At 60.2% G+C, this 25,536-nt stretch carries 21 protein-coding genes; 12 read left to right on the plus strand and 9 right to left on the minus strand.

Features of this window, described 5'->3' with window-relative positions:
- Window positions 1–41 precede the first annotated feature (41 nt).
- Window positions 42–692, plus strand: a complete 651-nt coding sequence (locus tag EWR20_RS02340; protein ID WP_129358621.1) for a TetR/AcrR family transcriptional regulator — start codon at window positions 42–44, stop codon at window positions 690–692.
- Window positions 693–784: 92 nt separating this feature from the next.
- Window positions 785–2,542, plus strand: a complete 1,758-nt coding sequence (locus tag EWR20_RS02345) for an MDR family MFS transporter (RefSeq protein ID WP_371811968.1) — start codon at window positions 785–787, stop codon at window positions 2,540–2,542.
- A 120-nt stretch (window positions 2,543–2,662) separates the two neighbouring features.
- On the opposite strand, the gene EWR20_RS02350 is transcribed toward EWR20_RS02345, so the two are convergent.
- A complete protein-coding gene (locus EWR20_RS02350) occupies window positions 2,663–3,364 on the minus strand; it encodes a biliverdin-producing heme oxygenase (RefSeq protein WP_238147522.1) in 702 nt (233 codons plus the stop codon).
- A gap of 375 nt (window positions 3,365–3,739) precedes the next feature.
- Here EWR20_RS02350 and EWR20_RS02355 point away from each other — a divergent pair, with 375 nt between their 5' ends.
- Together EWR20_RS02355 and EWR20_RS02360 are read left to right on the plus strand one after the other, a co-directional pair.
- Window positions 3,740–4,078, plus strand: a complete 339-nt coding sequence (locus EWR20_RS02355; protein ID WP_129358623.1) for a type II toxin-antitoxin system VapB family antitoxin — start codon at window positions 3,740–3,742, stop codon at window positions 4,076–4,078.
- A gap of 74 nt (window positions 4,079–4,152) precedes the next feature.
- Window positions 4,153–4,833 (plus strand): TetR/AcrR family transcriptional regulator, encoded by a 681-nt coding sequence (locus tag EWR20_RS02360; RefSeq protein WP_129358625.1) that lies wholly within the window; start codon window positions 4,153–4,155, stop codon window positions 4,831–4,833.
- 64 nt (window positions 4,834–4,897) lie between these two features.
- Here EWR20_RS02360 and EWR20_RS02365 read toward each other — a convergent pair whose 3' ends face one another.
- Window positions 4,898–5,713, minus strand: coding sequence for a hydroxymethylpyrimidine/phosphomethylpyrimidine kinase (locus EWR20_RS02365; protein ID WP_129358627.1), 816 nt, complete (start codon window positions 5,711–5,713; stop codon window positions 4,898–4,900).
- A gap of 145 nt (window positions 5,714–5,858) precedes the next feature.
- Between EWR20_RS02365 and EWR20_RS02370 the strand changes: the two genes are divergently transcribed.
- A complete protein-coding gene (locus EWR20_RS02370) occupies window positions 5,859–6,608 on the plus strand; it encodes a queuosine precursor transporter (protein ID WP_129358629.1) in 750 nt (249 codons plus the stop codon).
- Here EWR20_RS02370 and EWR20_RS02375 read toward each other — a convergent pair.
- Window positions 6,598–7,464 carry an MBL fold metallo-hydrolase gene (locus EWR20_RS02375; RefSeq protein WP_129358631.1) on the minus strand — a complete coding sequence of 289 codons (867 nt, stop codon included), beginning with the start codon at window positions 7,462–7,464 and terminating at the stop codon, window positions 6,598–6,600. The genes EWR20_RS02370 and EWR20_RS02375 overlap by 11 nt on opposite strands.
- A 154-nt stretch (window positions 7,465–7,618) precedes the next feature.
- On the opposite strand from EWR20_RS02375, the gene EWR20_RS02380 reads away from it, so the two are divergent.
- The 3 genes from EWR20_RS02380 to EWR20_RS02390 all read left to right on the plus strand — a co-directional run bounded on the left by EWR20_RS02380 (window position 7,619) and on the right by EWR20_RS02390 (window position 11,420).
- The gene (locus tag EWR20_RS02380; RefSeq protein ID WP_238147523.1) at window positions 7,619–9,028 is read left to right on the plus strand and encodes an amino acid permease; all 1,410 of its coding nucleotides are present in this window, start codon (window positions 7,619–7,621) and stop codon (window positions 9,026–9,028) included.
- A 138-nt stretch (window positions 9,029–9,166) separates the two neighbouring features.
- Window positions 9,167–10,828 carry a GH25 family lysozyme gene (locus EWR20_RS02385; protein ID WP_129358633.1) on the plus strand — a complete coding sequence of 554 codons (1,662 nt, stop codon included), beginning with the start codon at window positions 9,167–9,169 and terminating at the stop codon, window positions 10,826–10,828.
- Window positions 10,829–10,961: 133 nt separating this feature from the next.
- On the plus strand, window positions 10,962–11,420 hold the full coding sequence (locus EWR20_RS02390; RefSeq protein ID WP_129358635.1) for an acyl-CoA thioesterase: 459 nt from the start codon (window positions 10,962–10,964) through the stop codon (window positions 11,418–11,420).
- Window positions 11,421–11,489: 69 nt separating this feature from the next.
- Here EWR20_RS02390 and EWR20_RS02395 read toward each other — a convergent pair whose 3' ends face one another.
- Window positions 11,490–13,691, minus strand: a complete 2,202-nt coding sequence (locus EWR20_RS02395; RefSeq protein WP_129358637.1) for a glucose PTS transporter subunit IIA — start codon at window positions 13,689–13,691, stop codon at window positions 11,490–11,492.
- Between the two features lie 353 nt (window positions 13,692–14,044).
- A complete protein-coding gene (locus EWR20_RS02400) occupies window positions 14,045–16,522 on the minus strand; it encodes an HAD-IC family P-type ATPase (protein ID WP_129358639.1) in 2,478 nt (825 codons plus the stop codon).
- A gap of 219 nt (window positions 16,523–16,741) precedes the next feature.
- On the opposite strand from EWR20_RS02400, the gene EWR20_RS02405 reads away from it, so the two are divergent.
- A complete protein-coding gene (locus EWR20_RS02405) occupies window positions 16,742–17,929 on the plus strand; it encodes a hypothetical protein (RefSeq protein ID WP_129358642.1) in 1,188 nt (395 codons plus the stop codon).
- A gap of 84 nt (window positions 17,930–18,013) precedes the next feature.
- On the opposite strand, the gene purL is transcribed toward EWR20_RS02405, so the two are convergent.
- The 4 genes from purL to EWR20_RS12645 form a co-directional block, all read right to left on the minus strand.
- Entirely contained in the window at window positions 18,014–20,317 is a 2,304-nt protein-coding gene (purL, locus tag EWR20_RS02410; protein WP_129358644.1) for a phosphoribosylformylglycinamidine synthase subunit PurL, read from the minus strand.
- A 32-nt stretch (window positions 20,318–20,349) separates the two neighbouring features.
- Window positions 20,350–21,159: a phosphoribosylformylglycinamidine synthase subunit PurQ gene (purQ, locus tag EWR20_RS02415; protein WP_129358646.1), complete on the minus strand. Its 810-nt coding sequence runs from the start codon at window positions 21,157–21,159 to the stop codon at window positions 20,350–20,352.
- A gap of 2 nt (window positions 21,160–21,161) precedes the next feature.
- Complete coding sequence (purS, locus tag EWR20_RS02420) at window positions 21,162–21,413, minus strand: phosphoribosylformylglycinamidine synthase subunit PurS (RefSeq protein WP_129358648.1); 252 nt, start codon at window positions 21,411–21,413, stop codon at window positions 21,162–21,164.
- A gap of 105 nt (window positions 21,414–21,518) precedes the next feature.
- Window positions 21,519–21,680 (minus strand): hypothetical protein, encoded by a 162-nt coding sequence (locus tag EWR20_RS12645; protein WP_165000930.1) that lies wholly within the window; start codon window positions 21,678–21,680, stop codon window positions 21,519–21,521.
- A 549-nt stretch (window positions 21,681–22,229) separates the two neighbouring features.
- Between EWR20_RS12645 and EWR20_RS02425 the strand changes: the two genes are divergently transcribed.
- Genes EWR20_RS02425 through EWR20_RS02435 form a run of 3 tightly spaced genes read left to right on the plus strand, consistent with a single transcriptional unit; the run spans window position 22,230 to window position 25,211 of the window.
- Entirely contained in the window at window positions 22,230–23,177 is a 948-nt protein-coding gene (locus EWR20_RS02425) for a flavin reductase (protein ID WP_129358650.1), read from the plus strand.
- A 44-nt stretch (window positions 23,178–23,221) separates the two neighbouring features.
- Window positions 23,222–24,673 carry a purine-cytosine permease family protein gene (locus tag EWR20_RS02430; protein WP_129358652.1) on the plus strand — a complete coding sequence of 484 codons (1,452 nt, stop codon included), beginning with the start codon at window positions 23,222–23,224 and terminating at the stop codon, window positions 24,671–24,673.
- Between the two features lies 1 nt (window position 24,674).
- Entirely contained in the window at window positions 24,675–25,211 is a 537-nt protein-coding gene (locus EWR20_RS02435) for a cysteine hydrolase family protein (RefSeq protein WP_129358654.1), read from the plus strand.
- Window positions 25,212–25,536 lie beyond the last annotated feature (325 nt).

A 25,536-nucleotide genomic window follows, 5' to 3' on the forward strand; every position in this document is an offset into this window, starting at 1 on the left:
TGCAGTTGTGCACTGTTTGCAGAACTGCATAAAATGCATGAGTGCAAACCACTGAACCATCCCTCCGAGAACGTCGCCGCGCGCGGACGTGGGACTCGATCCACGAGGCCGCGCGTGAGCTCGCGTCCGAGCGGGGGATCAAGCAGACCACGGCGGAGTTGATTGCAGAAAAGGCCGGCGTCTCGCCGCGTACGTTCTTCAATTACTTCGCAACCAAGGAGGATGCCGTCATCGGATTGCGTCCTCCGCAAATGACCCAGGAAATACTCGGTAGCGTTCAAGCGAGCGACTCCGGCGGTCTTCTCGCACAGGCCGCCCAGCTTTTGGCTCGTGTCATGTACGATTCCTTCGCAGGTGACCTCAAGGAGGTCATGGGCCAACTCGTCGAAGACGGGGAGTACATGCGTCAACGCATGAAAATCCACATGCTTCGTTGCGAGCAGGAGCTCAAGGATTTCTTGCTGAGAATGGACTGGTCGGTCTATCAAGAGACCGGACAGTTCGTGCCTCGCGAGGACGAGAACAGCGACCCGGCGCCGGAGCAGGAAGAGCGCATTCGCGCGATCATCCTCATGGCCACCGCGGTTCTCCGATACGTCGACTATGGCGCACGGTCTTCCCGGGAAGAATTTGCCGCATCCATCAACCGCACAGTGAATCTGTTCTCCACCATCGTCAAGGAGCCCCGTTGAGTACCACCTACACACCGCGTCACGCCCCAGGGGGTGGCACGACCGACTCCGGAGCCGCAGACGGCGGGTCCGCATCGCCCCAGACGGGGACATTGAGTTCTGCGCATTCTGCGGAGAAGGAAGGGTTCGGCCGACCCACCCCGAACACCAATATCCCCTTGCTCTTCATCGGCCTGATGATCATCATGCTGATGTCGTCGCTGAACCAGACCGTTCTCTCTCCGTCCTTGCCGACCATCGTCGGCGAGCTCAACGGCGTCGAGCACATGAGCTGGGTCATCACAGCGTTCATTATGGTCTCGACCATCATGATGCCGGCCTACGGAAAACTGGGCGACCTCTGGGGGCGCAAGCCTCTGCTGATTTTTGCAATCCTCGCCTTCGCAGCCGGTTCGATAACTGGCGCTGTCGCCCAAAATATGACGACCCTCATCATTGCTCGTGGCCTGCAGGGCCTCGGCGGCGGCGGGTTGATGATCCTCTCGCAGTCCGTGATTGCGGACGTCATCCCCGCGCGTGAGCGCGGTAAGTACATGGGCGCCCTCATGGGTGTTTTCGCGTTCTCATCCGTTGCCGGCCCGCTGCTCGGTGGTTGGTTGACCGAAGGGCCCGGTTGGCGTTGGGCCTTCTGGATGAATATTCCGCTCGGAGTCCTCGCGCTCGCGGCAACCATTTTCCTCATCCCGCACACCAATAAGGCTGTGGACCAGCAACGTCGAAAGATTGACGTGTTCGGCATGATGTTCCTTGGTGCGGCAACCGCTTGTCTGGTCCTGGCGATGACCTGGGGCGGCAACCAGTACGACTGGAATTCGCCGACCATTATCGGTCTGCTGATCGCCGTCGTCGTCTGCGTGGCAATCTTCATTCCGATCGAGTCCAAGGTGACCGAGCCGGTCATGCCGCTCGCGTTGTTCAAGGACCGCAACTTCAACCTGACCACCATCGCCAACCTGTGCATGGGCATCGGTATGTTCGGTGCCGTCGGCTACATGCCGACGTACATGCAGATGGTTCTCGGCGTGGATGCGACCGAAGCCGGTCTGCTCATGATTCCGATGATGGGCATGCTGCTCATTACGTCGATCTCCGTCGGCTTCATCGTTTCGAAAATCGGCCGCTACAAGGCCTTCACCGTCGTGGGCTCGGTTCTGCTGGCTCTTGGTCTCTTCCTCTTGTCCCACCTCGAGGTTGATACCCCGGCCTACATCATCTGCATCTTCCTGGCCGTGATCGGTTTGGGCTTGGGTATGTCCATGCAGCTGCTGACGCTCATCGTGCAGAACTCGTTCCCGATCAGCATGGTCGGCACCGCGACGGCGTCCAACAACTTCTTCCGCCAGGTCGGTGCGACCATGGGTTCGGCCTTGGTGGGCGGCCTGTTCACTTCGCGCCTGAAGACGTTCCTCGAGGACCGCATGCCTCCACAGGCGATGTCCGCTACCGGAAGTGGTGGGTCCAACTCGCTGACCCCGGCGCTCGTCAGCGGCCTTCCGGAGCCGATCAAGGGAATCGTCGTGGGAGCGTACAACGACGCCCTCGTCCCGATCTTCTTGTGGATCGCTCCGCTCGGTATTCTTGCGGCTCTCGTCCTCTTGTTCATCCGCGAGAAGGCACTGGCAACCAGCGTCTCCGACTCCGGAAAAACCGAGGACGTCAAGGCCGAGGGTTCCTCCGAGGGAGCTTCGCACGAGGGTGAGACCGAGTCGTCGGCTCCGCGCCACGTTGCTTCATCCGGCAACAGTGATGGTGCGGAATCGAGGGCAGGTTCGGAAGATGAGGTTCGCCCTCGGACCGGTGAATTTCCCCTTCCGGAAACAGGTTCGATGATGAATATCCACCGAAAGTAACTCGGCTGTCCGTACGCCCGGGATCGCACCTCGGGCCTTGGGCTCCATGACGACGCCGCCCGCCCACCATCCTTGAGGGATGGTGGGCGGGCGGCGTCGTACGTTAAGGAGAGATCGAGGCTAGATTGTGGTACCTGCGCGCTCGCGGTGGGCCGCCAGGTCATCGAAGACGCGGGCGTTCAGATCGAAGCCCAGGACCGCTTCATCGAGAAAGGCTTGGTGCTGTTCCTCGGACATGGGCGCCTCGTCCAGGAGGGTGCGGTACTGGTCCTTGAAGATCTTGGGCTTGGGGAGCTCCTCGAAGCGATACATGCTCAATCCCTCACTGGACACGCCGTAGTGGCGCTCCATGAGCGCGGCAACCGCTTGCCCGCCGGAGAGATCGCCCAAGTACCGCAAGTAATGATGAGCCAGGAAACGCTCGGGCGATGCTGCGGTCTGCCTGATTCGTTCCACGTAATCGTTCGTCGAGGTTAGGCAAGGGGTCATCGCGTCACCCGGCTTTCGTAACTGCCGAAGGTCGTGTCGGATCGATGCGAGGCGGTCCAGCCCTGGTTGGTTGAAAGGGCGAGTCAGCTCGTCGTCGAGCTGGCGGAAGCGGTGGGCGACGGACTCGAGAGCCTCGTAGATGTACTCGTACTGCGTGAGGAGTTGGGTATAGGCCGCAGCATCCAGACTCCCTTCCATGAGATCTGACATGAAGGTCGAGTGCTCGGCCTTGGAATGCCTTTCCGCGGTACGGGCGCGAACAACCGCCGAAAATCTGGTGTCTTCGTTCGGCGCGTCATCGGGGTTCGGAGGGGTGTAAGGCGCTGATTTCAAGGGGGTCTCCGTGTATCGAGATGCTGACAAAGTGTCAGCAACATGGTGGTGACATCTTGTCACCAAATTATTTCGACCGCAACAAGGTTCGTCTTGACTAAAGCGGCCGTGGTTCTGCATGATCTCGACGTCGCCGGGGCTCATGCCGGCCGAGTTGTCCTGTTCCGTCAGGGTCGGGTAATGGCGCCGGGGCACCCTGAGGAGGTTGTGACGACCGAGCGCTTGGCCGACGCCCACGGCTGGGCGCTGGGGGGCCTGCCCCCCCATTCGCGGACCGGCAAGACTCTTCGTTACCCCGGAGTGGCAAGGGCATTTGTAGACAGCTCAGCGTGAAAAGTAACGCAGAACACAGTGGGCGGTACTACCATGGAACTCATGATCTTCAAGGCGGTCGGGGAGACGCGGCCATACCCCGCGCATCCGTTCAAGAGCCAGAAGGAGTGGGGCATGCTCGCCCCGCGGCAGGTGAGGCTCGATCAGCTGATCACCACGCAGAGGATGCTCGACCTTTCGACCCTCTTCGGGGAGGATTCCACCTTTTATGGGGACATATTCCCTCATGTCGTCAAATGGGAGGGCCGGATGTACCTCGAAGAAGGGGTGCACCGTGCCTTGCGAACAGCTTTGCAGCATCGCCCCGTGATGTATGCTCGCATCCTCGACCTGGACGCAGAGGCCGTCGACCCGGAAGAAAATCACAAGTGGGAAAGCTGAATGCCGCCTGGCAGGTCACTGAGACATCGCCTCTCGGCTCGTTATTTAGTGACAACCGGTCCTATACTGTCAATATGCCTCGTATCTCCGCAGCCTCCAATGCCGCCCAGCGAGAGAACACCCAGAACGCGATCCTAAAATCCTTCGGGGAGCTCCTCTATACCCGCGGTCTCACCGGTTTGACCATGACCCACGTTGCCAAGAACGCCGGGATCGGTCGAACCGCCGTATACAACTACTTCGCCGACATGGGCGAGCTGTTGGTTGCATATGCGCTGGATGAGACCGAACGTTTCATCAACGATCTGCGTACGGAGCTGACCAGCGTCACCAACCCGGTGGACCAACTTGCGGTCTACGTTCGCATGCAGATCGAGGACATGTCCCGTCGTCATCTTCCGCCCGGGCCTGCCATGAGGTCGGTGCTGTCTCCGGAGGCATTCGAGAAGCTCGGGGATCACGTCGGTGAACTGCAAGCTGTGCTCGCGAGGATCCTGACGGCCTGCATAGACCAGGGATACCTGGCCCAATCGGACATCACCGAGCTTGCGCAGCTGGTGCACGGATCGCTCAGTTCGGCTGCGGACCGCGGCAAGAACGAAGACGAAGAAGCTCGCGACGAACGTATCCGGCACACGACCAGATTTATCCAGCTCGGCCTGGGAGCCCAATTCGACGACGAGGGCCGGCCGGTTGCGGCGTATACGGATCTGCTCCCGGTGGAGGGGCCGAGGTTGCGCTCAGTGGCTTCTTGACCTCCTTCCGAGCGTACGCACGTGGCCAGGTCGGATTCCTTCCGGCGTGGCCACGTGCGTACCGTCAGGAGGTTTGGTTGATCTGCCTCAACGAATCGAACGGAGCATGGGAGCTGATTCGTGCCTCAATGCCTTGGCTGACGAAGCGTTTGGCATTCTCCGCCGCCTCGAGCGGCGTAGCACCCTTGGCAAGTTCGGCGGTCACGGCGGCCGCAAGTGAGCATCCGGCCCCGGCAACCGCGACCTCACCGATCTTGGGTGCGGACAACACCTTCAAGGTCTTGCCGTCATAGAACACGTCAACTGCATCCGGTCCCGCGAGCCTTACGCCGCCTTTGGCGAGTACCGCAGCACCGGAACGCTCGTGAATCCGTTTGGCGGCCTCTTCCAAATCCTCGACGCTGGAAATCTCATCCATTCCTGACAGCGAGAGGGACTCGAAGTGATTCGGGGTCACGAAGTCGGCCAAGGGAAGGATTTTGGCCTTGAGAGCCTCATCCGTGTCCAAGGCCGCACCGGGCTCCTGGCCCTTGCAGATCAGCACCGGGTCCAGCACGATGTTCCGGGGCTTGTTTTGCACCAAAGTCGAGGCGACGGTCTCAATGGTTGCGGGCGAACCGAGCATGCCGATCTTGACCGCGTCCAGATCGTAGACGGCCGTGTTGACCTCCAACTGGTCTGCGAGGGTTTGCTGATCGATCGGGAAAACGCGATGCCCCCAGTCGTTTTTGGGGTCGAAAGACACAATGCAGGTCAAGGAGAGACACCCGGAGACGCCGAGGGCCTGGAACGTCTTGATGTCAGCCAGAGCCCCGGCGCCACCGGTGGCTTCGGAACCCGCGATGGTCATCGCAACAGGGGTTTGAGTAGTCGTAGTCATGTACCCATTATCCAGCCGACAGGTAAGATTTTCACGGCTCGGGTGGCAGACGGGCCTCGAAGGCTGAGAAGGCCTTCACTTCGGAACAGTCGAACCACGGTTTCTCGGAATCGAGAGGTCGCGTCAATACAGATTGGTGACCAGCATGCAGTCCACCCCATCCGGACAGGGCAGACGGGCGAGGCCGTCAGCCCCGAGCCCCGAAGGCGGGACGCCTTGGCGACCGGCTCAGCCCCGATACGCGAAGCGCCCGCGGACTTACTTCGACCTACTTCTCGCGTTGTACTGCGTATTGCTGATCCTGTCGAACATCGGCGCGACCAAGGGTGTCGCATTCGGGCCCATTCTGACCGACGGCGGTTTCTTCCTGTTCCCGCTCGCATACGTCTTGGGTGACGTGGTGACCGAGGTGTACGGATTCAAAGCGGCGCGTCGGGCGATCGCGACGAGCTTCTGCGCGGGGGCTTTCGCGTCCCTGTGTTTTTGGATCACGATCATGCTGCCCTCGGCTGATTTCTACGAGAACCAAGAGGCCTTCGAAGCCGTCCTCGGGCCGGTGCCCCGAATCATCGGTGGCTCGCTGCTCGGCTTCCTGGTCGGGCAGCTGCTGAATGCATGGATCATGGCGCTGATCAAGAAATGGACCCGTGAGCGGTTCATGTGGATTCGCCTGATCGGTTCCACTCTGGTGGGAGAGTTCGCCGATACCCTGATCTTCTGCACGATCGCGGCGCCGATCCTCGGCATCGAACAATTCGGTGATTTCGCTAATTACGTCATCGTCGGCTACTTCTACAAGTGCCTCATCGAGGTTGTCCTGTTGCCCATCACGTACCCGACTATAGGTTGGTTCAAACGGCACGAACCCACGTATCCGGGTGCGGTCAATCGGTAAATCCGGCTATTTCTCCGATGTCCATGAGGTACGCGAGCTGGGCCTTGAGGGTTTTCACGGCCGGCCCGCGCACTTCCTCAGGGACATGCGCGTAGATATCGGAGGCCAGCGCCGATGCGGAGGGACCGAGGTCGTCGTTGGACGCCTTGAGACGGCGGCGCAGCTCGTGGATTCGATTGAGACGGTGGTCCAACAGGCGCTCGCAAGCTTCTTCGAGGAATTCGCCGTGCGGGCCGTGAGCAGGCAGTACCGTGAAGCCTGGCTCATCTTTGAACACCCGCAGGGTATCGAGATAGTCCTCCAAATCGCCATTGGGGTAGTCGAGCATTGTGGTGCCGCGGCCCAGAATCGTATCCCCCGTCAGGATCACGCCGTCGTCGAAAATGCTGAGACAGATCGAATCGGAGGTGTGCCCCGGTGCGTGCCATACGCTGATCTCGACGTCGACTTCCCGCAATACTTCTTCGTCCTGAAGCGGTCCGGCCCCAACACACAGCGATCGATCCCACGCACGGACGGGTGCGTCAGTGAGCTCGCGCAAGAATTGAACGTTGCCGATGTGGTCCTCGTGCCAGTGGGTCACCACGATCAGGGCGACATCCACGGCGGCGGTGACAGCGCGGGCATGCCCTTGGTCTCGGGGGCCGGGATCGACGACGACCGCCTGCGGCTTCGGCTGACCCGGAGCCGGTGGGAAGGTTTCTCCCAAGTCGCCGATGACGTAGGTATTCGTGCCCTCCAGCGTCATTGCGCTGGGATTGTCGACGGTCAGGTACGCAGTGTGGGCGCTCGTTCGAACCCAACCGTGCGATCCTGGCACGGGAGGCGTGGACGTATAGCTCGAAGAAGCACTCATAGCACTAGTTCATCACACCTCAGCAATGAGTACCTGCTTCCCTCCGGGTTCTTGCGTTGTTTGAAGTGTGGAATCCAGTGTGCGTAACCCGGTGCAATCGCGCGATAATACGGGATATTCACTCGAATTCACGCGAAAGGCCCTGGGCAGCTCAATGGAAAAGAATACGAAGGATGGCGCGCTCGCGCGCTCGCTGTCTCATGAGCAGATGACCATGATCGCGTTGGGCTCCGCCCTGGGCACGGGACTTTTTCTGGGTTCGGGAGCGGCGATCGGCGTGGCCGGGCCTGCGGTCATCATCTGTTATGCGATCGGCTCGTTGATTGCGGCGATCATCGCCTGCGCGGCCGGGGAAATGGCGGTCAAATTCCCCGTTCGGGGCGGTTTCGGAACCATGGCGGGCCGGTTTCTCGGTCCCTTTGGTGGCTTCGTGACCCGTTGGGCCTATTGGGCGACGACCGTGTGTGTTGCCGGCGCCGAACTGGTCGCCGTGGCCACTTATCTCAAGTTCTGGTGGCCGGAATTCCCGCTCTGGGCGGGCATCCTGGTCTTCGCCGTCGTCGTCATTTCCCTCAATGCATACAGTGTGAAGTCCTTCGGCCTGGTCGAATTCTTCCTGTCTGGTATCAAAGTCATCGCCGTGATTGCGTTCATTGTGATCGGTCTGATCATCGTGTTCTTCGGTCTTCCAAGCCACCCAGCCGAGGGGACGAGGCACCTGACCGAACATGGTTTCATGCCCAACGGTCCGAGCTCGATCTGGTTGGGCATGGCAGTGGTCATGTTCTCCTTCGGCGGTATTGAGCTCATCTCGATTTCCGCTGCGGAGGCCAAGGACCCTGTGCGCTCCGTCCGCAGCGCCGGCAAGGCAACGATCTGGCGTCTTGCGACGTTCTACGTATTGGCCCTATTCGTGGTCATGGCGCTGATGCCGTGGTCCGCGGCCGCGGGCACCGGTGACCTGTCATCGAGTCCCTTCGTGATGGTCTTCTCCGAGGTCGGAATCCCGGCGGCAGCAGCGATTATCAATTTCATTGTTCTCGTCGCGGCGCTCTCCGCAGCCAACGCAAACGTCTATGCCGGGACGCGCCTCATTCATTCGCTGTCGTACCAGGGCATGGCGCCTCGCGGACTGCAGCGAACGACCAAGCTGGGCAGCCCTGTACGGTCCTTGGCCATTTCATGTGTGGGTATTCTTCTGGTCATCGTCCTTGCCCTGGTCACCGAGAACGTTTTCCTGATCATGATGTCGGTGATCACCACGTTCATCCTCGTGGTGTGGACATTGATCCTGTTCTCCTACATCAGCTACCGGCGCCGGAACGGGGCTTCCGCAGAATTCCGATTGATCGGGGGAGTACCAACGGCAATTATCGGCATCATCTGTTTGGTGGCCATTTTTGCCGCGGTGTTCTCGAGTCCTGATATGCGCCTGCCGGGCATTGTCGCGGTGTGTTTCTACGCTTTCCTGACGATTATTTACTACGCGTTTGTGCGCCGGTTTGTCGGCAGTGACAAAGACGCATTCGACGAGGCGGAACTCGCAACGAAAACTGACGTGTAGTTCTACCGAGACGAGCGGTTGGTCGGCGCTAATCTTGATCCGTGGAATACCCCACGATCATTCACCCGCGCCGATAGGGGAGGCAATTGCCTGTATCGACCCATATCGTGCCGGGCCGGCCTTAAGGGAATCAATCGCATGACAATAACTCTTCGTCCCCCTTCCGCATTAGGACTGAAAAGAACGGCCAAAGGGGCTCTGACACTGACCTTATGCATGGGGTTGTTGGGCATCCATGCGCCTGCTTTCGCGGTCGACGGCGTACCGGAGTCGACTTCGACCGGCACGTCGTCGCTGGCGAATGAAACCGATGGTACCGAAAACAAACAGGTCAGGAGCCTTGTCCCCGAGCGGGATGTCCTCAAATCACCGACCCTCGGTGCGAATCCCCCTGTCACCGGGGGCGAGAATCCGGGTGCGACGATGGGGCAGACTCAGAAGCCCATGGACCAGATGGACCATCTGTCTCCGGCATCGGCGGAATCAGCTCACCAGGACATGCAGAAAGCGCTCAAAGGCGAAGCGGTGACCAAGAACGCTGCCCCGGAAGTCGCGGGTGCAGCCGCATCGGCAGGGGTAGGGCAAACCGCGGCGACGTCGGGAATCCAGGGGATGGACGTTTCCGGGTGGCAGCCCAACGTCAACTGGAATTCCGAATACGCCAACGGGGCTCGTTTCGCTTACATCAAAGCCAGTGAGGGGACTGGTTACACCTCTCCCACTTTCTCTTCTCAGTACACCGGAGCCAGCAACGCGGGAATGTATCGTGGTGGCTACCATTTTGCTTTGCCCTCCCAGTCTTCCGGGGCGGCGCAGGCCGATTACTTCGTGAACAACGGCGGTGGCTGGACCGCGGACGGTCGAACGATGCCCGGAATGCTGGATATCGAGTTCAATCCGTATCCGAGTCTGGGCAACACCTGTTACAACATGTCCCAAGGCCAGATGAACTCGTGGATCACATCATTCACGGAACAGTACAAGAACCGAACCGGACGGTATCCGGTGATTTACACGAACTACTCCTGGTGGGTTTCTTGCACCGGTAACACCAATCAGTTCAACTCTATGCCGCTGGATATCTCGTATTATTCGTCCACGGCGGGACCGATGCCCGCCGGGTGGAGTACCTACGACATCTGGCAATACAGCGCTTCCGGGCCCTATTCGGGGGATTCGAACGTTTTCAACGGCAACGCAGCTGGACTGTCCGACTTGGTCAGGAACGCGGGTTACAAGCCGGTCGGTGGCCGCTCCCCAGGAAATCCGGGTGGTGATACGGGGGGCTCGTATTACACGTCGGCGAATGGGAGAAGGGTCAATCTCTCCGGGGCGATCGGTGCCAAGTGGAACGCAAACCGCAGCAAATACGGCGAACCGGTCAATAACGAGACGTGCGGTTTGGTCCAGGGCGGCTGTTACCAGACTTTCTCGAATGGATACACCATCTACTGGACCCCGAACGGCACGGGAACCCACGCGGTATATACGTGGGGTGCGATCGGGGATAAATGGATGGCTTCCGGGTATGAGCGGTTCTATGGGTATCCGGTCAACGAGGAGACGTGCGGGTTGGTCGGAGGCGGCTGTTATCAAACCTTCTCCAACGGCTACACGGTGTACTGGACTCCATTCGGCACCGGAACCCATGCGGTGTACACCTGGGGCGAGATCGGCAAGGAATGGATGGCTGCCGGTTATGAGCGAGGGTACGGGTACCCGACAACGGAACGGATCTGGAACGGAAGCCAGTATTACCAGAAGTTCTCCAATGGCTGGACCGTAACCAATCCGAGCTGATGACCGATGTCGGTACGTGCGAGAACGTACCGGTTCCGTTCCTGGGGCGCCGCCCGAGGGGCGGAATCGGTGCGTTCTCGCACGCACGGCGGGATTGAAATCCAACCTTCCCTCCAATGGATAAGGTGGAAGGATGAGTTCTCGAATCCTCACCGTAAATGTGCCCCTTCGCTGGGGCGACATGGATGCGTACCACCACATCAACAACGTGCAGATCGCGCGCATCATGGAGGAAGCCCGCGTGGCAGCATTCGGCCCGCCACCGGCGGCTCCGGGAGCGGAAGAGTCGGACGCTCCCATTCCGCTTTTCACCCGGCTTCCCCGCGGAACGCAGGCGTTGATTGCTGAGAACCACATCAAGTACCGTGCCCCGCTTCCGTACAGCAGGACGCCTGCTCGGGTAGAGGTTTGGGTGGATAAGATCACTGCGGCAAGTTTGGCGATCGAATACCGAATCTACGATGCTCGAACCGGTCAGCGTTGTGTAGATGCCTCTACCGTTTTGGCATTCTTCAACGAACCGGAAGGGAGGATCGTTCGCATCTCAGCCGAACAGCGTCAGCTCCTCGAGGGCTCCGCGTCCTCAGACTGAATTTCACCCGTGCAACAACGGCCCGGCGGCCCCCATGGGACGCCGGGCCGTTGCCGTACCGTCAGAAGGCTACTTGGTGACGATCCGGATTACCGGGCTCCCCAAGGACGCGGCACCCGCAGGGATGCCTTCGACGCTCGCATACTTGGGCGTGTTGGTGACCAGCACGGGGGTGATGGACGAATACCCGGAGTCGGCGATGACCTCGCGGTCGAACGTCAGCAGCTTCTGCCCCGCCTCGACCCGGTCGCCTTTGGACACCTCGGGTGTGAAGCCCTGGCCACCCAGGTTCACGGTATCGATGCCCACATGGATGAGCAGTTCGACCCCCGAATCCAACCGGATACCGAGTGCATGGCCGGAGGTAGGTGTCGCTATGATCTTGCCGGCCTCCGGAGCCACAACTGTTTCGGCGCTCGGCTTGATTGCCACGCCTTGACCCAACTTACCGGCGGCGAAAATCGGATCGGGGACTTCCGACAGGGAGACGGCTTCGCCTTCTAGTGGAGCGCCAACTGTCAGCTCAGTACCCGCCGCCGGTTGCGAGGTTGAGTGGCCCGTCTGCTCCGCTGATGCGGCTGACACCGGAGCCGAGGTCCCGGCGGAAGCAGCGGTCGACCCGGCCGCGGCAGCACCTACACCCGCGCCGACCGGAGTGCGTTCTTCGGAGCGCGCGACCTCGGAGTCTTGATGATCCTTCTCGATAACGTTCTCGGTTTTCTCGCTCGTGGGAACCTCATCCGAGGCGAGATTCTGTTTCGCGAGATCGGCTTCGCGTTGCTCGCGGGTGCGGAAACCGAAGATCAGCACTCCTGCCAAACCACCGAAGAATGCAATGGCCAGGCCGATCGCGAAGAGCGGTATCGGCTGCATTGCGGGAATCGACAGCAACGAGGTGAAGGCAAAAGCATAGGACCTGACGCCCATCCAGGAGATCAGGCCGCCGGCAATCATGGCCGGGACCAGAATCAGCGGAAAGACCCGCTTGTAGCGTAGGACCACACCGTAGAGTGATGGCTCTGAAATGCCTCCGAGAAGACCCGAGACCGCGGCTCCCGTGGCAACCTGACGCAGCTCCTTGTCACGAGCGGCACGAATGGCAACGCCGGTGACCACGCCGAAGACGGCGAAGTTGTACGCGGCCATGGGGGACTGGATGAAGTCGTAGCCCAGGGTTGAGAGGTTGGAGATCATCACTGCGTTGAGGGGCCAGTGGAGTCCGAGCGGAACCATGAACAGATATGAACCGGCGACGACGACGCCCACGATAGCGGGGTTGATGTCGTTGAGCCACTGGAACACGTTCGAGATGCCGAGTCCGAGGTTCACGCCAATCGGCCCGATGATGAGGGCAGTCAAGGGAACCATGATCAGAATCGAAATCATCGGGACGAAGACCATGTGAAGCATGTTCGGGATGATCTTCTTGAGGAATCTTTCCAGCGGCGCCAGAACCGCGACCGCGAACAGGGGAGGGAAAACCTGTCCCGTGTAATTGAACAGGTAGAGCGGAACGCCCCAACCGCCGATGTGGAAGAGGGTGATGTGGTCGGCGTTGCCGGCCATCTCTGCCAAGCCTCGGAAAGCATCCGTCATGAGGGCAGCGGGGATGGCCGCGCCCACCCACATATTGGCGCCAAGCCGCTTTGCCGCCGTCGCGCCGATGAAGATCGGCATGAAGTTCAAAACCGACATGGCCGCGCCCAGCAGAATGAACCAGAACGGGAACTGCGAGCGCCAGTCGTTGAGCAGGGCATCGTTCGCGGCGTCGTCCCCGACCTTGGGGCCGTTGACGAGGTCGACATTGACCACCTGACCGGCGAAGTTCGTGTAGTGGCCGAATACACCGAGCTGCTGAAGCAGCACGATGAGGGTGAGGATCATCGACGAACCAAGAAGCGCCCAGAGCACGGGCCGGAACGAATCCGAAAGAACATCGAACATGCGGGTGATGATTCCCGCTTTCTTCTCATTCCCTTGCCCCGCGGCCTTGGTCTTCGACGCGGTCGAACCGCTTTCCTTGTCCATGCCGGGCAGTTTGGACATTTCTCCATAGACCTCGGCTACTTCATTGCCGATGACAACCTGGGTCTGGCCGGACTGCTCGATCACCGACAGAACACCGTCGGTCTTCTCGATCTGAGGCTTGTTGATTTTGCTCTTGTCGTTGATGGTGACCCGGAGACGGGTCGCGCAGTGGGTGAAGTAGTCGACGTTGTCGGCACCACCCAGTCCGTCCAGGACGGACTTCGCCGTTTTCTGATAGTCCACGGATGACTCCTCGGTGAATCAACCGGCCGTGGGGCCGGCGTCTTAAAACACAAAAGACCCGAGCCGCACGGTGCTTACGACCTAGGTTCCGTAGTGAACGGTCCTGGGCGACGGGCGCGGGTACGAAGCATGGAATGCCTCGATGCCTTTGCGCCTCGCGATGAAGCCGCTGGTCCTGGGACCAGCAATGCGACTCAGGTCTTGCCTGCTGTGTCAGTAACAACCCTGATATTTCGGCGATGTCCGCCGAACCTGGAATTACTTTACCCGTACGTCATAACCTGCGCAACGGGTAAGTCACACGGACAAGGCGCAGCTCGCCCCGCTTGTTATAACGTGCGGTGCGCGGCCTTTTAGACCTCGCCCGATAAGACCCCCGCGCGGAATGCCTCGGACTGGTGCCTCCGCATCCACCGTCGATGCAACCAGTAATTCAGCTCGACGAGTCCGCTGCCGACCACCGCGATGGAGAAAGAAGCCCACAGCAGGTTCGCTTCGGGCACCTGGAACTCGTGGTACATGAGCGACCACGGAATGACCAAGACCAGGACCAAAGCGACGTACATGCTGATCAGTAGCGCCCACCGCGCAGGCGTCAGGGGACGAGAGCCGACACAGAGGATCCACAAACCGACGAGGACCAGGACGATGAAGTTCGCCGTCTGGATCTGTTGCTGGACCTGCATCCCGCTGGGATCCACGTACTTCGAATAGAAATTCACGGCCACAATGCACAGTGTGACCACCACGGCGCTGGGTAGCGCAAAATGCAGCGCCCGGCGCAAAAACCCTCCGACGTAACGGCGATTATTCGGCAACATAGTCAGGATGAAGGAAGGTCCACCGATGATGAGCAGGTCCGCCGTCGAATACTGCCGGGGCAGGAAGGGGAATTTCCACGCCAGCAACCCGAGGACCACACCCATCATGACTGCGAAGCTCGTCTTGGTCAGGAAAAGGTTGGTCACTCTCTCGATATTCGCAATGATCTTTCGGCCTTCAGCGAGCACTGAAGGCAGCCGGGAGAATTTTCCGTCCAGGAGGACCAACCGGGAAACGGCCTTCGTCGCGGGGGCGGCGTTGCCCATCGCGATGCCGAGATCGGCGTGTTTGAGTGCCAGCGCATCGTTGATCCCGTCCCCGGTCATCGCGACGACGCGGCCATGTTCCCGAAGCCCTACCACCATGTTCTTCTTTTGATGAGGAGATACCCGGCCGAACACGTGGTGGGTGAGGGCCGCTTGGGCGAGGGCCGGTCCGTCGTCGGGAAGATCCGAGGCGTCGATCGCGCCTTTTTCGACGTTCATGCCGGCCAACCGTGCCGCGGCGGCGACGGTTGCGGGGTTGTCCCCCGAGAAGACCTTCAGATCGATTCCCTGGCCGGTGAAATAGGAAAGGGTCTCCTTGGCGTCCGAGCGGACCTGTTCCCGAAACGTCAACAGCGCGACAGGATCCCAATGGTCGGGCAGCTTCTGTACCGGCCGGGCATCGTCGTCCCTGGTCAGCGCGTCGGCACGGGCCAGGACCATGGTCCGGAGCCCCTCGGATGCGAGCTGCGTGGCGCGATCCCGCGTTTCACCGGGGGAGATGAGAACCTCGGGGGCACCGAGCAGCCAGGCCCCTGAATCCGCGAATTCCACGCCGGAGAAGCGGTTGGCCGAGGAAAAACCCAGCACTCCGCTCGGCTCGTGCTGCGGAACGGAGTCGAAACTTTCCCCGAGAGCGGCCGCGGTCGGGTTGGCATTTTCATCATGGCCGAACCAGGCCAGGGCCGCGCGGGCTTGCTCCTCAAGATCAGCGGCCGAACCCAGGGGATATGCTCGGTCGAAAGTAACTCCACCCTCGGTAAGGGTTCCGGTCTTGTCGAAACACACCGTGTCCACCCGGGCAAGTACTTCCACTGCGGGCTGCTCCTGGATGAGGACCTCGTCGGCGGCAAGCTTGACCGCCGCAACGGCGAAGGAAATCGTGGTCATGAGCGCCAGGCCCTGGGGGACCATCGAGGCAACCGACGAGACCGCAACGACGAGAGCGTCCTCCCAGCTGCCGGTCGAGAGAGCGCGGTGCCAGCCGCCGACCGCTTGCATCTGGCCGTTGAGCACCACCAGGATGATCGGGATCAACGCGATCGAGATCCATTTGACGACTCGCTCGGTTGCGGCGCGCAACTCGGAATTGATCGGCGCGAACTGCCGCGCCTCCTTGGCTAGCCGTGACGCGTGCGAGCGCTCGCCGACCGCCGTCACGCGGACCCGCCCGGAGCCCCCGACCACGGACGAGGCGGAATAGACTTTATCGCCCGGTTTTTTGACGACCGGATCGTTCTCGCCAGTCAGGAGTGATTCGTCCAGATCCAAACCGTCCGCGGTCAGAACCTCGGCGTCGGCAGGAACCTGGTCGCCACGGGAGAGGAGGAGGACGTCGTCGAGAACTATCTCCTCGAGTTTGATCTGGGAAACCGCACCATTGCGCAGGATGCGGGCGGGATCCTGGCGGAGCAAAGCAATCTTGTCGAGTTGGCGTTTGGCCGAGAACTCCTGAACGAATCCGATGATGATGTTGGCCAGGGCCGCAAGGGAGAAGAGGAGATCGAGCCAGCGTCCCAGGATGATGATGACGGCCGCGCACATGCCCAGCACGAGATTGAACAGCGTGAACAGGTGAGTGCGGACGATGGCCCACACACTTCGCGAAGTGGTGTTGGGCTGATGATTCGTCAGGCCGAGCTCGGTGCGTTCGAGGACCTCCTCGGCGGATAAGCCCGTGTTCGCGAGCTCGGCGTCGTCGACGCGCGAGAGTCGCGGCTGGGCATCCTTGGTGCGAGTTGGCATCGATCTCCTCGTGGTTCACAACGTGCATTCATTAGTTTACGGGCGTGTCCCCTGTGGTCGGAGTAGACCTGCCTGTAATTCCGACGACCCGTCATCTGTGTGAAACGAGGAGGTGTTAGTGTCGGGCATACCGCGCCAGAAGGTGATGTAGATAACATCCGTCGCCGTTCCGTTCGATTCAGCAATCCCTTCACAGCTCATGACAGATCGGAAAAACCCATGGACACTATGTACGCCGCCGTGGTTCTCCTGGCCTGCGTCGCCTTGGGCGAGTTGATCTCGGCCGCGACTCGGGCTCGCATACCCGCACTCCTCGTCGCCATGATTGCAATGGCCGCGCTGACCCAGACTGGCTTATTTCCCGTCCAAATCGCCGAAGCTTCGCTATTCGTCGGCATGGGAACGATTTTGCAACCCGCGATCATGGTTCACATGGGAACCTTGCTTCCCATCGCGTCCTTGAAACAGCAGTGGCGTCCCATCATCATCTCCGTAGCGGGTATGGCGTGCGCAACAGGGTTGATTCTGCTGGTCGTGGGACTGCTCTTTGGGTATGGCACGGCTGTTGCCGGGACAGGGCCTCTGGTGGGCGGAATCGTCTCGACATTGCTGACGACCGAGGGGCTTACATCCGCCGGGATGACCACCTTGGCGGCCATCCCGCCCCTGGTTCTGATGCTCCAAGCCTTGCCCGCAATGCCCCTGACGGCTTTCTTCCTGAAAGGGCACGCTCGTCGTCTGATCGAAAGCGGCGAGGTCAAAGTCACCCGGGATCCCGATACCGGAGCGATTCAGCTGTCTCCCGAGGCACAAGCCGAGGCAAACCGTAAGACGCTGGTCAGGCTGCCGGCTTCCGTGCGCGAAAACCAGATCGTCCTGCTCTTCATGGTGGTCGCTGGTGGCGCACTGGCCATGTACATGCAAGGAATCACGGGTGTTTCCTACAGCCTCTGGGGCCTGGGACTCGGGATCTTGTGCGTGTGGTCGGGAGTCTTGCCGCGGGCTTCACTGGAGAAGGCCAACGCGTTCTCACTGGGCATGGTCGCGATCATCGTCATCGTTGCGGCGCCGTTGATGAGCGCCTCGCTATCGCAGATCGTGACGTCTCTCGGAGCTGTCGTATTGATTCTTCTGGTCGGAATGATCGGCATCGTGGTAGGAGGCGCGATAGCGACGAAGCTCCTGGGCTGGGACATACGTTTGGGCATGCCCGTGGCACTCACTGCGATGTTCGGCTTTCCCGCGGACTACCTCATTACGACCGAGGTCGCCCGGTCCTCTTCGGAGGATCCTGAATTGCAGAAGGCGGTCCAGGATCGGATTCTTCCGCCTATGTTGATCGGCGGTTTCACCAGCGTCAGTGCCGGATCGATCGTGATCGCAACAATCCTCGTCAACACGCTGTGACCGATCGTAGCCCAGACAAGCGCCATGGCCCTGCCGAACACGGGATGTTCGACAGGGCCATGCCGCAATGCCTTACCGGGGTGCTTAGCCGAAGTACTCTGGCAAAGTGTCGGACCATGCCTGGCGGAGTCCGGGAAGCCCGACGCTGGCGATGCCCTGCAAATCCAAGGCATCGTTGACGGCGTCCACGACACCGATGCGCGCGAACGCGTAACGGCGTGCGGTACACATGTCCTTGAATCGGACTTCCTCCGTGCGGGGCACGGAGCAGATCGCGCGTCCTTGGGATTCCGAGAACAACATCGTGAATTCGTCCACGCCGTCGCGTTCGGCGATCTCGCCCAATCCGATCCTTGCGCCTACGCCGAAACGAAGGCACGAGTCAGCCAAGGCGGCTGCCAACCCACCTTGGGAGAGATCGTGTGCGGCATCGATCATGCCATCGCGGGACATGTTCACGAGCATGTCCCCCAAGAGTTTCTCCTGTGCCAGGTCAACGCGGGGAGGCCGGCCACCGAGGTGTCCCTTCAACCGAGCCCATTCCGAGCCATCCAGCTCTTCATAGGTGGTTCCGAGCATGTAGATCGCATTGCCGTCTTCGGTCGGTGCCCAGCCCGACGGGGTGCGGCGAGCTACATCGTCCATGACGCCCATCATCGCGACGACGGGGGTGGGGTTGATCGCGCGGCCGCCGGTCTGGTTGTACAGCGAGACGTTTCCTCCGGTCACAGGGACGCCCAGCTCCATGCAACCGTCCGCCAGACCGCGTACGGCCTCAGCGAACTGCCACATGATGGCCGGGTCCTCAGGGGAACCGAAGTTGAGGCAGTCGGATACGGCAACGGGTCTGGCGCCTGCGGTCGCCACGTTGCGGTAAGCCTCCGCCAAGGAGGCCTTGGCACCCTCATACGGGTCCAGATACGTGTATCGCGGATTTGCGTCCGTGGCCAGGGCGACGCCCAGTCCCGTTTCCTCGTCAATGCGAATCACGCCGGCATCGTCCGGCTGGGAGAGCGCGGTGTTGCCCTGGACGTAGCGGTCGTACTGGTTGGTGACCCATTCCTTGGAGCACAGATTGGGCGAGGCCATGAGATCGATGACGGCCTGGCCCAGAGCCGGACCCGAGGGACGATCCGAGCCGGCCTCAGAAGCGACGAAGTGGTCGCCTTGGGTCTCGTCCTGCCATGAAGGGCGCTCATAAGGGCGTTCGTACGTGGGGCCCTCATGGGCCACGGTCCGCGGATCGACATCCACGATGACCTCGCCGTTCCACTCGATGACCAGGCGGCCCGAGTCGGTGACCTCACCGAGCACCGAGTACTCGACGTCCCACTTGTCCATGATTTCTTCGAAGCGGGCCATATTCGTCGGGGTCACGACGGCCATCATGCGTTCCTGGGATTCCGACATCAGGATCTCGCCGGGAGTCAGAGTACTGTCTCGCAGCAGAACCTTGGTCAGGTCTACGTGCATACCGCCCTCGCCGTTGGAGGCGAGCTCCGACGTCGCGCAGGATATCCCTGCCGCGCCGAGATCCTGGATCCCCTCGACGACCGAGTCCTTGAACAGTTCCAGACAGCACTCGATGAGAACCTTCTCCGCGAAGGGGTCTCCGACCTGCACGGCCGGTCGCTTGGACGGCTTGGCGTCATCGAAGGATTCCGAAGCCAAAACCGACGCACCGCCGATGCCGTCACCGCCTGTTCGCGCACCGAACAGGATGACCTTATTGCCCACTCCGGAAGCGTTCGCGAGCCGAATGTCCTCATGCTTCATCACACCTACGGCCAACGCGTTGACGAGCGGGTTGGCTTGGTAGCAGGGGTCGAACTCGACCTCGCCGCCGATATTCGGCAGGCCCAAGGAATTGCCGTATCCGCCGACGCCCGCGACGACGCCGTGCACTACGCGTTGGGTGTCCGGGTGGTCGATGGCTCCGAAGCGCAACGGGTCCATGACGGCGACCGGGCGGGCACCCATCGAGATGATGTCGCGAACGATGCCGCCGACTCCGGTGGCGGCTCCTTGGTAAGGCTCAACATAGGAGGGGTGGTTGTGGGACTCGATCTTGAAGGTTACCGCCCACCCGTTGCCGATGTCGGTTACGCCGGCGTTCTCGCCGATACCGACCATGAGGTCCTTCTTCATTTCTTCGGTGACTTTGGCGTCGAATTGCTTGAGGTGCACCTTGGACGATTTGTAGGAGCAGTGCTCGGACCACATGACCGAGTACATGGCCAACTCGGCGGCCGTGGGACGGCGCCCGAGGATCTTCTTGATGTCGTCGAACTCGTTTTCTTTCAGACCGAGCTCGGCCCAGGGAAGAATAGTCTCCGGGGTGGACTGTGCATGCTCGACGGTGTCCAGGTTGAACTGCTGTTCGTTCATGTGAATGTGAATCCTTGTGTCGGCTCGGGAGATTATGCGGCGACGATCTGGCGCAGAAGAGAAGTGAACAGATGGAGTCCGTCCGAGCCGTATCGCATCGCCACCTCATCCGTTCCGGACGATGACGGGCCGAAGCCCGGTTCCACGGCGTGCTCCGGGTGGGGCATGAGGCCGACGACGTTGCCGTGTTCATTGGCAACCCCCGCGATGTCCTGGCGTGAACCGTTCGGATTGCCGTCGACGTAGCGGAAGACCACACGATTCTCTTCCTCGAGAAGGCGAAGCGTTTGCGCGTCGGCGACGTATTGGCCGTCCTGGTTCTTGAGCGGAACCACGATTTCGCTGCCTTGTTCCAGCTCGGCGGTCCACGGGGTAGACGTGGACTCGATACGGAGCCTTTGGTCCTTGCAGATGAACTTGAGATGATCGTTCTTGATCATCGATCCGGGCAACAGATGCATCTCGGTGAGGATTTGGAAACCGTTGCAGATGCCCAGCACGGGCAGCGGGGAGGAACCCGAGGTGCCCCCGGCGGTTGCGGCTCGGTAAACCTCACGCATCAAGGGAGCCTTGGCGGCGATTGACCCCGCGCGGAGGTAGTCACCGTAGGAGAAGCCGCCGGGGATGATCACGGCGTCCACGGATTGCAGGTCCGAGTCCTTGTACCAGAGCGGAATCGGCGTTCCACCCGCGAGTTTCACGGCGCGGGCGGCATCGCGATCATCGAGGGTCCCGGGAAAGGTGACGACGCCGACACGAGCGTTCGCGAGACGATCGTCCGAAACCTCGGAAGAGAGATCGGCGATCAAAGGTACTTCTGTGGAAGACAGCGATTCGGGCATGGTCAGTCCTCCGCGATGGAAACGTTGACGACGTCCTCGATCACCGGGTTGGAGAGGAGCTCTTCCCCGGCTTGTCGAGCTTCCTCGAGGTGACGCTCGGTGATGTCGCCCTCGACGGTCAGTTCGAATCTCTTGCCCTGCCGAACCTCGGCGAAGCTGCTCAGTCCGATGTGGGGCAGTTCGCGGGCGATAGCCTTGCCCTGAGGGTCGAGAATTTCTGGCTTGGGCATGACATCAACAATGATCCGGGGCATCCGTCGCTCCTGTACGCGGTTAGGGGTATTCAGGCGCGCGGAAACCGGTGCCGTCTCACGTCGGACGCTAACATCCCGGACGCTCCGCGAGCTTGCCTCCCCAGTCTAACCGGTGAAAGGGGCGGTTGCGTCCGGACCGTTGTCGACCGGCATAATGATCAGTTCGTTGCTCTGGGGCCGGTTGAGACGGGAAAAGCAAAAACCCGGTTCTTCCCGTTCGTCGTCCGAAAGAATGCCATCCCGGTGGTCGACAATCTCACTGACCATTTTGATCTCACATGTCCCGCGGCTCCCGCGCTCGTAGGAGATTGGGGTACGAAATCCTGCCGCAAGCGCCAAGGCGTTTCGGGGAGTTGTGCGTGTGGGGCATGGATCGGAGAGAACCCAATATTCCCGGCGTCAGGAGGCGTGCCTCCGCATGGTCCAAGCTGATGAAATCTTGTGGATGCCAGTCGGTTCCGTGAAAAGCCCGTCACCGCAAGAGTGTCGAGAATTGGCCTCTGTCCGTAATTGAGAACGAGTAGAGCCAGGTGCAGGGCAATGAATACGGCCGCTGGGAGGGGGACAGTGTCTGTGTCGCCAGGCTCGCGGGCCTCGGCGCGCCGGGGGCCACAGATCCGGTCGAGGAATGGTCGGACTGCGGTCATTCGACGACTGAGGACCGGACCGTTCATTCATACATGAAACCTCATGTTGTGTACAACAAGACATCAACGGTCATGGCTAAAAATTCCCATCACCCCTGAAATGGTGGGAATAAAGCCGTTCTGCACAAGGTGTTGACTCCTATTGGTGACCCCGATTACAGTCTCTACCATGCAACAGGAGATACAAGAAGCAATCTGCAAAGCGTGGGAAGCAGCATGGGACCGTGGAGAAGTAGACCGCCTCGATGACATCATGGCGCCCGACTACAGACGCTCCAGCACCTCGAGCGACACATCCATGACAATGGATGGGCTCAAAGACGAGATCCGTAGCGTACGAGCAGCTTTCCCGGACCTGACCACCACAATCGACGAGTTCATAGCCAATGACTGCAAAGCCGTCATCTTCTGGACATCAAGAGGCACACATACGGGTGATAGCCTCGACGCCCCCTCCACGAATCTTCCCGTCGTAACGCGAGGATCCAATATTCTCGAAATCGAGAGCGACCTTGTCACCCACGAGACCGTGACATGGGACCGCGCAGGGTTGTTGGCTGATACCGGGATCAAGCAACTTTCTGCTGCTCACGAACCGTCCCATTCCGAAATTGTGGTCGACACCATGGCCGAGGATCCCGACCACGAAGCCGTCAAAGGATTCAACCGGAAATTCATAACGGGCGTGACGGTCGTAACCACCGGCTCCGGGGATATGGCGAAAGGCCTTGCCTGCAACGCCTATTGCTCGATTTCGTTCGAGCCCCCGCTGGTTCTCGTATGTGTGCAGAAGACATCTTCGACGCATCCGGACCTGTTCAAGTCCTCTCATCTCGGCATCAATATCATCGCCAACGATCAGAGCGAAACACTGGCAACGTTTGCGTCAAAAGGCGTCGACAAATTCGCGGGCGTCACCTGGCACGAGGGCCCTCATGGTTCGCCACTTATCGACGGTTCATCCGCTGCACTTGAAGCCGAGATCAAAGAGCGCTTCCAGGCCAAGACCCACACGATGTTCATCTGCCGCGTGCGACACGCAGAAGTAACTGACTCTGAACCAATGGTTTACAAGGCGGGCCGATTTTACGACGGCGCCGACCTTCATGCCCTTTAAACACGACGGCGAGACGTCTCCATAATGACCTGAAAGGATACGCAATGGCGCGCATCGATGAAAACGGCACGGCCCCCGACCAGGGATATCGAGACAGCCTGACCAAAGTTGAACCGTACGGCATCGAACACATTCCCGAGGCCGAACGGCACGGAAAGCCCAGTTCCCAGTTTTTCATCTGGTTCGCCGCCGGTATGAACTTCCCCATCATTGTTCTTGGATTCAGTGCAAGCAGTCTGGGCCTGTCTACGAGCGCCTCAATCACCGCGATCCTCATCGCCGCTTTCGTCGGATCCATGTTGATGGGAATCCTCTCCAAAATGGGGGTCCGCCTCGGGATACCGCAGCAAATGCAAGCCCGCGGCACGCTCGGTTTCATCGGCAATATGTTCCCGGTCGCCTACATTAACGTCTTCGCCGGCATAGGCTGGGCCGCCACGACGATCATCCTCGGCGGCAAGGCGATCGCCGAGCTGACCAATGTTCCGTTCTGGGCCTCAGCGCTCATCCTTGTTGTCCTGCAGCTCGCTGTCGGGTTCGTAGGCTACAACCTCATCCACTATCTTCAGCGCATCCTAGCCATCGTGCTGTTCTTTGCTTTCCTCGTCATCAGCATCGTCAGCCTGCAACGTGGAGGAACACAACTTCACACGAACCCGGACGCTCCAGGATTCGCCGGCAGCGGTAGCTGGATCATATTCTTCGGTTTTTTCCTGTCATTTCTCATCGCCTGGTTCCCTTTCGCTTCGGACTACTCTCGCTATCTGCCAAATACGAAGGAGACGCGCCGCGGTGCAGGTATCTTCACCGCGTTGGGCAGTTTCGTGACCATTGCTTGGATGGGCATCCTCGGAGTCATCCTTGCTGGCTCGGCGACATCCGAAGATCCAATCACGGCACTGCACTCTCTGATGGGGCCGTGGGCCTTGCCGGGGCTTGGGGCAATTGCGCTCTCCTCGTTCTCGCAGAATTTCCTCAATGTGTACGGCGGCGCAATCTCGATCCAAACCTTGGGCATTCCCATTAAACGCCAGACCGGTGTTGTACTCATCTGCGTTGCCGCCTACCTTGTCGCGTTATGGGGTCAGACCAGCTTTTACGACAGCTTCAAAGTCTTCCTCAACCTGACCGCGTATTTCATCGCGCCCTTCGCCGCGCTCCTGATGTGCGACTTCTACTTCGGCAAACGGGCCAGCAAACAGGGTATCGCCGAGCTATTTGATAGGTCCCGCAAATTCGAATGGGGTTTCGTAGCCTGGGCGGTCGGCGTCATAGGATCATCGCCTTTCTGGATATCCTCCCTTTACACAGGGCCTGTGGCATCGGCATTCCCGCAAATCGGTGACGTGACCTATTACGTCGGAGCCGCGATCGCCATCGTCATTTATTTCCTCACCTACCCGTTGCCGCGGCTATCGGGGCGGCGTATCACGCCACGTACCGCCGTCAGGTCAGAGAGAGAACAGCCGGAGACGGAACGAGTAACGACAAACTGACATGCTCAAATTATCGCCGAGACTTGTCATCATCGACATGCAGCGGGCCTTCCGCGACGAGACCCAGTGGCGCATTCCGCGCTATGACAATATCGTTCCCGTCATCAGTGACCTGATCGAGTCCACTTCAACACCACCGATTGCCACTCGATTCATCCGCGATCCAGCCGAACGCGGCACATGGCATAACTACTACGATTACTGGCACCAGATGAGGCTCGCGCCCGACGATAACCAATGGGAGATCACCCTCAGCCTGCCGGACAATGCCTCTGTCATTGACAAACCCACCTTTGGAAAATGGGGGCCTGAACTGGCTCGGCTCATTCCAGAAGGCCACGAAATGCTGCTCACCGGAGTCGCGACCGATTGTTGCGTGCTGGCAACGGCCATCGCAGCGGTCGACGCCGGTCGTTCCGTCACGGTGGTCTCCGATGCGTGCGCAGCAGTCAGCGACGAGGTTCAAGACCAGACGCTAGCGATCCTCGGTCTACTGTCACCGATGTGCCGCATCGTCAAAGCCTCAGAGTTGGGATAAGGAGCCAAAATCGCGGCCAGCTGTGCAGGTCCCGACAAGGGGACAGAAGATCATTCCCACGCTGCGCGCGGGGACCACCCGTGAAGGGCAAATACTTGCCCAGGGCGGGCAAGAGATTCCATGTGCAGGGTGAATCCGTACGTCACTTGCCGAAGTACAGGAAGAGCCGACTGAATCCTTTCGCGGAAACATGTCCGGCCCGCTGACGAGACAAGCATTAATGCCGAGTCAGCTCGTCGGCGACTGGGTGTTCGACCAGAGAAGGGTAATCTCGCGTCGCTATGGGTGCCTCCGTCTGCGGGTGAACCTGATGACGCCACGATGA

The sequence above is a fragment of the Rothia uropygioeca genome (genome assembly GCF_004136585.1).
In the GTDB taxonomy this organism is placed as follows: domain Bacteria; phylum Actinomycetota; class Actinomycetes; order Actinomycetales; family Micrococcaceae; genus Rothia.